This is a genomic window from Sanguibacteroides justesenii, from assembly GCF_003204205.1.
Lineage (GTDB): Bacteria > Bacteroidota > Bacteroidia > Bacteroidales > Marinifilaceae > Gabonibacter > Gabonibacter massiliensis.
In genome coordinates, this window is sequence record NZ_QJPL01000003.1 from 142016 (window position 1) to 154862 (window position 12847).

Below are 12847 nucleotides of genomic sequence, written 5' to 3' on the forward strand. Positions count from 1 at the left end.
AGAATCCTTTTATCTGATAATCTACAGCTACGATAAGCTGTCGTATCCCTTTCCGTGTGCTATCATTGTCTGTTTCCATTAAATATCGAGAGATATTTTGTCTCCAATAGAATTTTAGTTACTTTTACACAATCGTTGACGAAACGAGTGAATTGAATATAAACTATTAATAATCAGAGTAAAATAAATGGCTACAGAAAAATTTTTGTGGAGGCACGTCGGACCACGTCCTGAAGATATCGAGGATATGCTGAAGGTAGTCGGTGTCAAATCTCTTGATGAACTAATCGATCAAACTGTTCCAGAATCCATTCGATTGAAGAAAGAGTTGGATTTACCTTCTCCTTTAACGGAATCCGAGTTTTTTGCGCGGATGAGGAAGGTTGCGTCTAAAAATAAATTATATCGTACCTTTATCGGGCAGGGATACTATGATACGATTACCCCGGCTGTGATTCAGCGTAATATTCTGGAGAATCCGGCTTGGTATACTTCTTATACTCCTTATCAGGCGGAAGTTTCACAAGGACGTTTGGAGGCTTTGTTAAATTTCCAGACGATGATAGTGGAATTAACCGGTATGGAGCTTTCCAATTGCTCTTTGTTGGATGAGGCTACTGCTGCTGCCGAGTCTATGACCATGATGTTTGGTTTGAGAAGTAAAGAGATGAAGAAAGCTGGAGCCAATAAATTATTTGTCGATAACAAGATATTCCCTCAAACGAAGGATGTATTGGTAACCCGTTCCGTTCCGCAAGGCATCGAATTGGTGTATGGAGATTACGATACATTTGAATTTACTCCGGACGTTTTCGGTGCTATCATTCAATATCCTGCTGCTGACGGTGAGGTTCGCGATTATAAGGCGTTTGCCGACCGGGTACATGCCAACGGGGCTTTATTGTCCGTCGTGGCGGATTTGATGAGTTTGGTATTGTTGACCCCTCCGGGACAATGGGGAGCGGATGTCGTGGTAGGAACTACTCAACGTTTCGGTATTCCGATGGCGTACGGAGGTCCTCATGCTGCTTATATGGCGACCAAGGAAGAGTATAAACGTAATATCGTGGGCCGAATCATCGGAGTGACGATAGACGCTCAGGGAAACAAGGCTCTTCGGTTGGCTTTACAAACCCGCGAACAACATATTAAGCGAGAAAAGGCTTCTTCGAATATCTGTACTGCCAAGGCGTTAAATGCAACGATGGCCGGTTTTTATGCAGCTTATCACGGACCGGAAGGTTTAGTGAGGATTGCTCGTCATATACATTCCGCCGCTGTTATTCTGGCTACGGAGATTCAAAAATACGGTTATAAACTGAAGCATAATAAATTCTTTGATACGTTACGTTTCGAGTTACCGGAAGGCGTTTGTCAGGAAAACGTTAGGGATGCGGCATTGGAAAAAGAGATCAATCTTTTTTATTGCAATTGCGGCTGCGGTAAGGTTGTCGGTTTATCTACCGATGAAAAAATCAACGAAGAGGAGATCAATACGATTATCGGAATTTTTGCCAAAGCTGCCGGTAAGGTGGCGGAGCGGGTTGAATTCCTTGACGACCGCACGATTCTTGAACCTTCCATGTTGCGCGAGGATGAGTTCTTGCAACAATCCGTATTCAATATTTATCATTCTGAAACCGGAATGATGCGTTATATGAAAAACTTGGAACGTCGGGATATTTCATTAGCTACCTCTATGATTTCATTGGGTTCTTGTACCATGAAGTTGAATGCGGCCGTGGAGATGTTGCCGATTACCTGGCCGGAAATAGGTGGGGTGCATCCGTTTGCTCCGCTTTCACAGGTTGAAGGTTATCAGCAGATGATCCGTGAAACGGAGGAGATGTTATGTAAGGTGACCGGGTTTGCCGGTTGCAGTTTAATGCCTAATTCCGGAGCTGCCGGAGAGTACACGGCTTTGATGGTTATTCGTCAGTATCATATTTCTCGCGGAGAGGGACACCGGAATGTTATTTTGATTCCTGCTTCCGCTCATGGAACGAATCCTGCTTCCAGCTCAATGGCCGGGTTTAAGATTATCGTGACGGCAACGGATCCGGAAGGTAATATCGATGTGGAAGATTTCCGTCAGAAAGCGATCGAGAATCGGGATAATCTAATCGGAGCGATGATTACCTATCCTTCTACTCATGGAATTTTTGAAGAGTCCATTAAAGAATTATGCCAAATCATACACGAAAATGGAGGACAGGTATTTATGGATGGTGCCAATATGAATGGACAATGCGGTTTGACGAGTCCGGGTACTATCGGTGCAGATGCTTGTCATTTGAATTTGCATAAAACTTTTGCAATGCCTCATGGCGGCGGCGGTCCTGGTGTCGGACCGATTTGTGTCGCACCTCATCTGGTAGAATTTTTACCGACTCACACTATGGTGAAGACCGGAGGTGAACATGGAATCCATGCGGTGGCTGCTGCTCCGTACGGTTCCGTGGGTATGTTGCCTGTAACGTACGGTTATTTGTTGATGTTAGGCGGTAAGGGATTAAAGATGGTTACGGAGATGGCTATATTGAATGCCAACTATTTGGCTTCTTCTTTCGAGAAGTTGGGCTTTAAGATCTTATTTAAAGGTAAGCGGGGACGTGTTGGACACGAGATGATATGGGATTGCAATATGTTTAACAAAGAGTATGGAATATCCGAATTGGATATAGCCAAACGCTTGATGGACTTTGGTTTCCATGCTCCGACGTTGTCGTTCCCGGTTCATGGAACCTTGATGGTTGAACCGACGGAAAGTGAACCGAAAGAGGAACTGGATCGTTTTATCGAAGCTCTGAAAACCATTCGCGAGGAGATGCTTGAAGTGGGGGAAGGAAAGGCCGATAAAACGGACAACGTGTTGAAAAATGCCCCTCATACGCATAAGGTCTTGACTGCTGACGAGTGGAACCACTCCTATCCGCGCAGTAAGGCCGCTTACCCGTTAGCTTGGGTGGCTGAAAATAAATTTTGGCCCCAGGTGGGTCGTGTAGACGATGGTTACGGCGATCGTAACCTGATGTGTACTTGTGATCCGATTGATGCTTATGCCGATCAGAAATAAGCTGGTTCTATGATAAAAAAAAAGCTGCGTTACTTACGCAGCTTTTTTTATGATTTTAAAATCCGTTTAATGGTATGGTGGCTGTCGGAATCAGGAGGATAAAGCCCATAAGAATGAGTAGTATTAAAAACTTCCAGAAAAATGTAATCCATTTATCGTAAGGGATACGGGCGATACCCAAGGCTCCTATCAGTACACCGGAAGTCGGAGTAATCATATTCGTGAAACCGTCTCCGAATTGGAAAGCCATTACCGTGGCTTGTCGCGAGAGGCCGATAACATCGGAGAAGGGAGCCATAATGGGCATGGTTAAAGCGGCTTTCGCGGAACCTGATGGGATAATGATGTTGATAAAAGTCTGAATGATATACATGATCCCGACGGCAGTCACTTTCCCGACCTCACTCATTAAAGTAGCCAAAGCGTGTAAAATAGGATCGATGATATGTCCTTCCTGTAAGATGATGATAATGCCTCCTGCTAATCCCACGATCAGGGCCGCAGACAATATATCTTTGACACCCTCGATAAATAATTTTACGATGCTGTCTGCATTCTTACCCGCGGCAAATCCGGAAAATATGCCCATGGCTAAAAACAGACCGGAAATTTCGGGAAGATACCAGCCATAGCCCATGACACCGATAATCAGGAAGATAATGGTAAAACCGAGGATGGTGAGAATTAAGAAATGGTATGATTTCCGGATTCCGAAAAAGCCGGAAATCGCGAACAATATCGTGAGAATAGGAACGATACAGGTTGTGAGACTTGTATGTTCTCCGATACTCAATGTGCTTGTCGGATAATTGAACGAGAAAATAATGAGACTGGTCAAGATAAAAAAATAGACGAACCAGCCGGATTTTGTGGATGAGTATTCAATTTTTTCGTCGTTTTTTATCTCTGTACGGCGCCAATAATTGGTATCTATTTCATACACGATCGAAGATGCGGGACAGGACTTTACTTTTGCCGCGTAGCGGAGGACAAAAGCGATAAGTACGATATTTAGAATAACCCAACAAAGTAATCTGTATTCAAAACCGGAGAATAGAGGCAAGTCGGATAATCCCTGGGCAATACCGATGGTGAATGGATTTAGAATCGCTCCTGCAAATCCGACGTGGGCCGCTACATATACCAAACATAAACCGGTAATGGAATCGTATCCCATGGAGATGGCCAAAGGAATGATGATAACGATGAAGGCAAGGGTCTCTTCACTCATTCCGAAAATGGCCCCGAAACTACTGAATAATAACATGATCATTGTCATGATGATATTATTAATTCCGATCTTTTTTAAAAATGAATAATGTTCTAAACTGGCGGTAAAGTGTAAGAAAGAGAAAATACCCACGTCTATGGCCCGGCTGTTATTCATGATCCAGAAAGCTCCTCCGATGATTAAAATAAAAGCAATAATGCCGGCTTGTTTTTCAAATCCGTTGAACAATGCCGAAAATATTTCCCAGGTTTGAGGTGTTTTAGTTACTTCATGGAAAGAATCGCTTTTAATTACCGTGCGTTCTATCCCGTTGACATCGACGGTTTCTCTGGCATACTCGCCTCCCGGAATGATCCAAGTTAAAACGGCGCAGATGATAATAATTGAAAATACAATAGTATAAGTATGGGGAACTTTTTTCAGCATAGGTTTGATATTAGATTGAGTGGCCAAATTTACAAATAATTACGAGAGTGAAATAGGATGTTTATTAGAATTCTTAAATTTGCATGCAGATGAGGATAGGAAATAGAGGTACGAGTGGTTGATGGAAGATGACTGGAGCAGATGGGGGATGATCGGACGGGAAAAATGAAATGAAGAATGGTAACAGAAGAAAAACAAGACAAGGTATTTATGCGTGATTTTTTCCGTAAAGTGGGAAAAGCGATATATGATTATGATTTGATTGCGGATGAGGATCGTATTTTGGTCGGGGTATCGGGGGGAAAAGATTCCTTGGCCTTGCTCGAAGTTTTAGCCTTGAGGGCGAAAGATCCCAAACAACATTATACGGTCGTGGCGGCCCATATCGATGTGGAGAACGTGGAGTACGAGGTAGACAGTGAATATTTGAGATCCTTTTGTGAACGTTTGGGCGTGGCGTACATCCATCGGACGATCCGGGTCGATATGGAGCAAAACCCTAAAAAACCGGCTTGTTTTGTTTGTTCCTGGCATCGCCGGAAAATGCTTTTCGATATTGCCAAGGAACAACATTGTGGCAAGTTGGCATTGGGACATCATCGGGATGATGCGGTAGAGAGCCTGTTAATGAGTATGATATTTAACGGAACAATCAGTAGTATGCCTGCTCGTCTGGAGATGTTCGGACATACCTTTATGATCATTCGTCCTTTGATTTATCTTGGTAATGCCGAAACATTAAAATACGCGACGCTCCGGCAATTCAAACAACAGAAAAAATACTGCCCTTTCGAGAAAGCAACGAACAGAGATGCGGTCGGAAAGATTATAAATCAATTAGAGACCTTATCCCCTCATGTGCGAAATAATCTTTTTGCGGCAATGCGAAATATTCAAACGGAGTATTTACCTTGAAAGAGAGAATCGTTAAAAACGGGGAAATCCTATCTTCTCTCCGTTTATGTAGATATATTCGTCTATATCTTCGCAATCGGTTGCCTGATCTTCTTCAAATCGAATGGAAAGGTTGTTGATGTATGCGAACCGACGGCAACTATGGAAATCGGCGTAGCGTTCTTCAATCTCTTCCCGAAACATATCCGTTCGTTCCCGAGGAGATAACTTTTCCAATTCATCCGCGTGTTCGAGTAATATATCTAAAATAAACTCGGCAGCCCAACTTCCCAGTTCTTTTTCTTTTACCCATTCCGGATTTTGTTCGTCTAAAATATGAAATATTTCTTGTAAATAGGGGGAATCTCCCCAATCTTCATAAAGTTGGATCAGATCGTCATTGTCTTGATATTCGGTCTTAATTGTTTCCAACACGTGTTTCTCCATTTGTTTGTTTTTTGAATTGACCTGCAAATTAAGAAAATAAACGCCAATTTACCATATATGTCTCGGCTTCTTTTTGTACACCGTCTTTTTTTGTTCGATACGGAGGCCAAATAATCGACATATAGAAGAAAAGTATAACTTTTTAATGGAAAGTTTGGTTTATAAAAAAAAAGGTTTTAAATTTGTAGGCAGGAGGTGAGGATTCCGGAGAAATGGAATTCTTTTTTAGATAAAGGCACTTATTGGAGGATAAGTGTCATTTATTTTTTTTTATATAGTAATTAATAAAACCATATAATTATGACGAAAAAGGTATCTTATATTACAAAAGAGGGCCTGAAAAAGCTGCAGGATGAATTGGATAATCTGCAAAATGTAGAACGGCCCAAGATTTCTAAAGCCATAGGTGAGGCAATCGAAAAAGGTGATATCTCCGAGAATGCCGAATACGATGCGGCAAAAGATGCCCAAGGTTTATTGGAGGCAAAAATCGCTCAGTTGCAAGATATTGTTTCGAATTGCCGGATTATTGATGAATCCCAGATCGACACCTCTAAAGTACAAATATTGAATAAAGTGACGATTCGCAATACGAAAACGAATGCCACAATGACTTATACTTTGGTGTCCGAAAGCGAAGCGGATTTTAAGGCTGGGAAATTATCCATTACAACGCCGATAGCGAAAGCATTAATCGGTAAAAAGCTGGGCGATAAGGTGGAGGTACAGGTTCCGGCCGGATTGATGGAATTTGAGGTTATGGATATTTCTATTTAACTAAGATCGGATTTGGCTTATGTCTTCCTTATTTACTAAAATTGTGCAAGGAGAGATCCCTTCCTATAAGGTGGCTGAAGATGAGCATTATTATGCTTTTTTGGATATTGCACCCTTGCAAAAGGGACATACTTTGGTAGTTCCTAAAAGAGAAGAAGATTATATTTTTGACTTGACGGATAAAGAGTTAGCCGGATTGATGGTATTTGCCAAAAAAGTCGCTAAGGCCATCCGGGAGTGTGTCCCGTGTAAACGGGTCGGAGTCGCGGTGTTGGGATTGGATGTACCTCATGCTCATATTCATTTGGTCCCTTTGAAGGAAGGGAATGAATTGAATTTTGCAAACCCGAAAAAACAATATTCAAAAGAAGAGATGGAAGCTTGTGCGGAGTTAATTCGTCGTCATTTTAAAAATTAAACGGTAAATGAAATCTTTATAAGATTTAAGGAGGCTCCTAAATTATTTAGCGAGCCTTTTTTTTAAAGTATGGAAAGAAAGAAGTTATATAATGCTTATGAAGTGCACGAGGGATATTATTGTTTCGGTTGTGCTTCTGCGAACGAGTACGGTTTGCGGTGTGAATTTTACGAGGAAGGTGATTATATCACCTGTCAGTGGATGCCTCGTCCTGAATTTCAGGGTTTTTTCAATGTTTTGCATGGCGGGATACAGGCTACGCTGATGGATGAGATTGCTTGTTGGAATGTGTTTGCGAAGGTAAAGAGTGCGGGGGTTACGATCGAGATGAACGTAAAATACCGTAATACCGTGTACACGGATAGGGGTGAGTTACTGATACGTTCTAAAATAGTAGAACAAGGGAGCCGTTTGGTTAAAATGCATGTGGAGTTATTCAACGCCGATGGACAACTGGGAAGTGAGGCGGATGTGGTCTATCGCGTATTTCCTGAGGAGGTTGCGGCGAAACGTTTGGGATGGACAGGCATAGAGGCTTTTTATAAAGAAAATGAAGAGAGATGAGATATAAAAATATTGTTTGGGATTGGAATGGGACATTGCTGGATGATATCCGGATTAGCGTGGAGACTTTAAATCGGATGTTAGCCGGAAAAAATTTAAAAAAAATAACCGAGGAGCGTTATCGGGATCTGTTTGGCTTCCCGGTGAAAGGATTTTATGAGTCTTTAGGGTATGATTTCGATAGAGACGATTGGGACGCTGTTTCTCAAAAATTTGTGGATGTATACGGGAGTTTAAGTCATGGTGTCGAATTAACGGCGGGTATCGTTCCGGTTCTTTCTGCAATACGGGGTCAAGGAATTCGGCAATATATATTATCGGCATTGCAGGAGAATTTGTTAGAGGAGATGTTGGAACGTTTTCAGATCCGGAATTACTTTGACGGAATATGCGGTTCCGACAACATATATGCCGGGGGGAAAACAGCTATGGGAGAAAAAATGGTTTCCTCGTATTCCATTGTTCCTCGGGAAACTTTAATGATAGGGGATACTTTGCATGATGCCGAGGTTGCGAATGCTTTGGGATTTGACGTCCGTTTGTACGTCGGAGGACATAATAGCGAGCGGCGTTTGCGAGAAGTTGCCCCTGTCCTTCTTTGCATGGAGGAGATAATTAAAGAGATTGAGTGATTCAGCGATTAAGTGATTTTTCAATCACGGAATCACTTAATCGCTGAATATAATCATAGTTCGTATTGGTATAATTGTGCCAATAGATTGTAGTAATCCCGTTCGACATCAAGGAAGCTTTGCAGGCTGTCGTATAGGGTCGTTAATTCCGTAAAGTAGTCGACGATGGAAAGTTGACCGGCTTGAAGTGCTTTATTCAAAAGCTCCACGTTACGTTGATGTTTTAATAAGGCGGCGTATTCGTTGCGTGAGGTTTGCAACGTTTCCGCTTGTTCGTATAGTTGTTGCAGTGAAGAACGAAGATTAAGACGACTCTCTTCAATGGTCGTGGTGACAAATGCGGCTTGCGCCTTGGCTCTTTTTACCGTATTCTTATTTTCAAACAACGGGATAGAGATGCCGATAACAAAACCGTTGGCGGAAACATTGTTACCGGAAGCATTGCGTTTGTAGCCTAAGTCGAATTTGGGTAAAGTCAGTGATCGGCTGACCTTCACTTCCTGATTGGCAACTTCCTGTTCCCCTATAAGATTCTTCATATTCGGATCCGTAGCGAGATAAGCTCTGTAAATGGCATCCAAGTCAAGAATTACAACGGTTTCCGGATACTCGAAGTCATTGAATTCTATGGGGATATTTCCGTTTAAATTGTATAGTTGTAGTTCTGCCGTGGAGAGAGCCGCCGCGTTAAGACGGCTTTGATTGCGTGCTGCAAGCAGTTCCAGTTGAATTTTGTTTATCTCTAATTGGTTCGCGTCTCCGCTTTCAACTCTTCGTTGATAAATAGTTGCAAGTTGTTCGGCATTCTTCAATCGTTTGTCGAGCAATTCCTTTTGCTTCCTGAGATAGATGATTTCGATACAGGTTTGTTTTGCTGTTAAAAGTAGTTGTTGCCGGTAAGCTGCCAATTGGTAATCGAGAGTAGTCGATTTCAATTCGGCTAATTTGTTTTTTTGTCCGTATACCGAAGGGAAATCGAGAGCTTGTTTGAAGGTAAAAGAGTATTCCGATTCCGGATTATTGCGATTCCCCCACATTTTCTCGAATTCGGCGGTAGGGTTTTCCAGGTATTTACCCGTTTGGGTTTCTAATTTCTGGGCGTCCGTCAATTTTTCTTTTGCCTGAAGGGTTTTATTATTTCCTTCAATCTCTTTCAAAACCCGGTGAATGGAATTTTGGGCGTGGACTCCGGTTGTTAGCATTGCCAGACCGGTTATGATTAACGATAGATAATAATTTCTCATGTGTATTATTTATATATTGTTTGATTCAAGGTTTTCCTGTTTTTTTTCTTTATGCTTCAATAGAAGATACATGATGGGGACAACGAATCCGTTTAATAGGGTTGAACTTAACAAACCGCCCAATATCACCTGGGCCATGGGACTTTGGATTTCGTTGCCGGGAAGATCGCCGCCCACGGCTAAAGGGATTAAAGCTAATGCGGAGGTTAAAGCGGTCATTAATATGGGATTCAGTCGGTCGAGGGAACCGTGAATAATACTGTCATATAAAGAGTAACCTTGTGCTTGTAAATAGTTGTAGTGTGATACTAACAATATTCCGTTTCGAGTGGCGATACCGAACAACGAAATAAACCCGATAATCGCGGGAATACTGATGATTCCCGATGTCAGCCATATGCTGATGACTCCTCCGATAATAGCTAATGGTAGATTGATCATGATGATTCCCGACAGGGGAAGGCTATGAAATTCATTGAATAGAAGGAGCAGAATGATCAGGATGGAGATCAAAGAGGTGATGAATAAGGTCCGGGAAGCTGCTTGTTCGCTTTCGAATTGTCCCCCGTATTCCACGTGATACCCTTCCGGTAGGGAAATTTGTTCTTTTACCGTTTTCTGGATATCTTTCACGACTCCGTTCAAATCGCGTTCTGCAACATTGGCGGAAATAACGATTTTACGTTGGACGTTTTCCCGGCTGATCGTGTTCGGTCCCACGAAAGGAATGATTTCTGCCACGTAATGTAACGGTATTTTTTTGCCGTTGGCGTCTATCATCAGTTCCCCTATTTCTTCCCTATTTTTCCTGTTTTTATCGTCTACTTTTATGGTAAGATCAAAAACTTTCCCCCCTTCGTATACTTGAGAAACTACCTTTCCGGAAAGGGCGATATTGATGAATTCGGAAAATTGCGGCAAGGTGATTCCTTGCTTGGCAAGCATATCGCGTTTCGGTTTGATTTGTAATTGGGGTCGTTCTACCTGTTGTTCCAATGATAAATCGGCAATCCCTTCTACTTTTTCAATGGCATTTTTGATTTGACTGCCGATTGCAAACAATCTATTCAGGTCATCCCCGAACAGTTTGATCGCTATGTTGGCTTTTGTTCCGGATAACATGGCGTCGATTCGGTGAGAGATGGGTTGACCGATTTCAACATTCACTCCTTTCAACTCGTTTAGTTGATGACGTACATCTGCTAAAAACTCATTGCGACTGCGTTTATCCAATAGGAAAGGAGCCTCTATTTCCGATACATTTACCCCTAAAGCGTGTTCGTCTAATTCTGCCCGGCCGGTTTTGCGGGCAACAGTTTGGATTTCCGGAATATTTAATAAAACATTTTCCGCTATTTTCCCGATGTTGTCAGACTCTTCTAAAGATATTCCCGGCATCCCGCTAATATTTATTGTTAAAGAGCCCTCGTTAAAAGAGGGGAGGAAACTTCTTCCCAAATGAGCTATGACGATAATGGTGAAAATCAGTAGAGTTATACTGGAACCAACGACTAATTTTTTGTGTTTAAGAGTCCACTCGAGAGCTTTTTTATAGACTGTTTTAAGGGCTCTGGCTACGATCGGTTCCCGTTCGTTTTTCTTTAGAGCTTGGGGAGTTGTCAGTAAATAGCTACATAATACGGGTGTAAGGGTTAAAGCTACTACGGTAGAAGCAAATAAGGCCACGATAAAAGCAATTCCCAATGGAATGAGCATACGTCCTTCCATACCTGAGAGGAAGAACAGCGGAAGAAAACAGGCCACGATGATTAACGTAGAATTTAAAATGGGCATTCGTACTTCTTTCGAGGCTTCGAATACGATCTTTAAGGATGAGAGGCGTTCCTCCGCCGGTTTCGATTGATTTTCTCGTAGTCGTTTGTACACGTTCTCAACGTCTACGATGGCGTCATCCACTAATGAACCGATGGCGATAGCAAGTCCTCCTAAACTCATGGTGTTTATCGTGAGTCCTAACGCATGTAAGACAAGAATAGCCACAAGCAGGGAAAGCGGAAGGGCTACTAATGAAATAACGGTCGTCCTGATATTCATCAAAAAGAAAAAAAGTACGACAATGACAAAAACGGAGCCTTCGAACAAGGCTTTCTGAATGTTTGAAATAGAACTTTCGATAAAACGGGATTGCCGGAAAATATCCGAGGATATGTTTACGTCGGCAGGTAATGTTTTTTGTAGTTCGCTGAGAGCCAGATCCACCTTGTCGGTTAATTCCAGCGTATTGGTGTTGGGTTGTTTCGTTACGGTCAACAGTACGGCAGGTTTTCCTTTTTCGGAAGCTAATCCTAATTTCGGAGTTTTTGCTCCGATCCGGATATCGGCGATGTCGCTTAAAAGAATAGGACGATTGTTGATTGTCTTTACTACGGCTTTCCCTATATCCTCCAAATTGTTGGTTGAGAGAAGTCCCTGAACGATGTATTCGTTTCCGTATTCATAAAGAATACCTCCCGTGGAGTTTTGATTCATCTCTTGTACCACGGGTAGTAACTCTTCCATGGTGATATTGTAATATTTCATCCGGGCAGGGTGAAGCAGAATCTGGTATTCTTTTATATCGCCGCCAATGACGGTAACTTGTGCAACGCCTCCGGTAGATAGGAGTCTGGGACGAATTGTCCAATCTGCTATTGTTCGCAAATCCTGTAACGTGGTGCTATCGGCTGTAAGACCGAGGATCATCATTTCTCCCAGTATGGAAGATTGCGGTCCTAAGGTCGGTTGTCCGACGTTATCCGGTAAGGTCTCTCCTAAAGTGGCTAATTTTTCCGAAACGATTTGCCGGGCGGTGTAGATATTGGTTCCCCACTCGAATTCTACCCATACCACGGAAAATCCGGTGGTGGAAGAGGAACGTACCCTTCGTACGTCCGTTGCCCCGTTTACCGCGGTTTCTATTGGAAAGGTAACGATACGTTCCACCTCTTCCGGAGCCATTCCGGTAGCCTCTGTCATGACGACCACTGTTGGAGCGTTTAAGTCCGGAAATACATCTACTTCCATGTTTTTTGCCGTGTAGGAACCCCATAAGAGCAAGCCTACGGCTGCAATCATAACGATTAGACGATTATGAAGAGCATACTGTATGATCTTATTTAACATAAATATAGTCTATAA

10 protein-coding genes are annotated in these 12847 nt (G+C 42.5%); 6 read left to right on the forward strand and 4 right to left on the reverse strand.

All coding sequences use genetic code 11. The annotated features are described in order from the left end of the window. Window positions 1-187: 187 nt before the first annotated feature. Window positions 188-3076, forward strand: a complete 2889-nt coding sequence (gene gcvP, locus DMB45_RS05895; protein ID WP_041502743.1) for an aminomethyl-transferring glycine dehydrogenase — start codon at window positions 188-190, stop codon at window positions 3074-3076. 55 nt (window positions 3077-3131) lie between these two features. Here gcvP and DMB45_RS05900 read toward each other — a convergent pair whose 3' ends face one another. Then, a complete protein-coding gene (locus DMB45_RS05900) occupies window positions 3132-4733 on the reverse strand; it encodes a YfcC family protein (RefSeq protein ID WP_041502744.1) in 1602 nt (533 codons plus the stop codon). 177 nt (window positions 4734-4910) lie between these two features. On the opposite strand from DMB45_RS05900, the gene DMB45_RS05905 reads away from it, so the two are divergent. Continuing rightward, complete coding sequence (locus DMB45_RS05905) at window positions 4911-5648, forward strand: tRNA lysidine(34) synthetase (protein ID WP_041502745.1); 738 nt, start codon at window positions 4911-4913, stop codon at window positions 5646-5648. A 12-nt stretch (window positions 5649-5660) separates the two neighbouring features. Here the strand turns inward: DMB45_RS05905 and DMB45_RS05910 are convergent, their stop codons facing one another. Continuing rightward, window positions 5661-6074, reverse strand: coding sequence for a hypothetical protein (locus DMB45_RS05910; RefSeq protein WP_041502746.1), 414 nt, complete (start codon window positions 6072-6074; stop codon window positions 5661-5663). 300 nt (window positions 6075-6374) lie between these two features. On the opposite strand from DMB45_RS05910, the gene greA reads away from it, so the two are divergent. The 4 genes from greA to DMB45_RS05930 all read left to right on the forward strand — a co-directional run bounded on the left by greA (window position 6375) and on the right by DMB45_RS05930 (window position 8465). Beyond that, entirely contained in the window at window positions 6375-6851 is a 477-nt protein-coding gene (gene greA, locus DMB45_RS05915; RefSeq protein WP_041502747.1) for a transcription elongation factor GreA, read from the forward strand. Between the two features lie 19 nt (window positions 6852-6870). Beyond that, complete coding sequence (locus DMB45_RS05920; protein ID WP_041502748.1) at window positions 6871-7269, forward strand: HIT family protein; 399 nt, start codon at window positions 6871-6873, stop codon at window positions 7267-7269. 69 nt (window positions 7270-7338) lie between these two features. Next, entirely contained in the window at window positions 7339-7833 is a 495-nt protein-coding gene (locus DMB45_RS05925; RefSeq protein WP_041502749.1) for a PaaI family thioesterase, read from the forward strand. Further along, window positions 7830-8465: an HAD family hydrolase gene (locus DMB45_RS05930; RefSeq protein ID WP_041502750.1), complete on the forward strand. Its 636-nt coding sequence runs from the start codon at window positions 7830-7832 to the stop codon at window positions 8463-8465. The genes DMB45_RS05925 and DMB45_RS05930 overlap by 4 nt, the downstream gene beginning before the upstream one ends. 53 nt (window positions 8466-8518) lie before the next feature. On the opposite strand, the gene DMB45_RS05935 is transcribed toward DMB45_RS05930, so the two are convergent. Continuing rightward, a complete protein-coding gene (locus DMB45_RS05935; protein WP_041502751.1) occupies window positions 8519-9709 on the reverse strand; it encodes a TolC family protein in 1191 nt (396 codons plus the stop codon). Between the two features lie 9 nt (window positions 9710-9718). Continuing rightward, entirely contained in the window at window positions 9719-12832 is a 3114-nt protein-coding gene (locus tag DMB45_RS05940) for an efflux RND transporter permease subunit (protein WP_041502752.1), read from the reverse strand. Window positions 12833-12847 lie beyond the last annotated feature (15 nt).

What these genes read in the sequence shown, in the direction of transcription:
- DMB45_RS05910 (WP_041502746.1), bottom strand. Translation starts at nt 6,074, where the DNA reads ATGGAGAAACACGTGTTGGAAACAATTAAGACCGAATATCAAGACAAT.
- gcvP (WP_041502743.1), top strand. Translation starts at nt 188, where the DNA reads ATGGCTACAGAAAAATTTTTGTGGAGGCACGTCGGACCACGTCCTGAA.
- greA (WP_041502747.1), top strand. Translation starts at nt 6,375, where the DNA reads ATGACGAAAAAGGTATCTTATATTACAAAAGAGGGCCTGAAAAAGCTG.
- DMB45_RS05935 (WP_041502751.1), bottom strand. Translation starts at nt 9,709, where the DNA reads ATGAGAAATTATTATCTATCGTTAATCATAACCGGTCTGGCAATGCTA.
- DMB45_RS05940 (WP_041502752.1), bottom strand. Translation starts at nt 12,832, where the DNA reads ATGTTAAATAAGATCATACAGTATGCTCTTCATAATCGTCTAATCGTT.
- DMB45_RS05905 (WP_041502745.1), top strand. Translation starts at nt 4,911, where the DNA reads ATGGTAACAGAAGAAAAACAAGACAAGGTATTTATGCGTGATTTTTTC.
- DMB45_RS05900 (WP_041502744.1), bottom strand. Translation starts at nt 4,733, where the DNA reads ATGCTGAAAAAAGTTCCCCATACTTATACTATTGTATTTTCAATTATT.
- DMB45_RS05920 (WP_041502748.1), top strand. Translation starts at nt 6,871, where the DNA reads ATGTCTTCCTTATTTACTAAAATTGTGCAAGGAGAGATCCCTTCCTAT.
- DMB45_RS05925 (WP_041502749.1), top strand. Translation starts at nt 7,339, where the DNA reads ATGGAAAGAAAGAAGTTATATAATGCTTATGAAGTGCACGAGGGATAT.
- DMB45_RS05930 (WP_041502750.1), top strand. Translation starts at nt 7,830, where the DNA reads ATGAGATATAAAAATATTGTTTGGGATTGGAATGGGACATTGCTGGAT.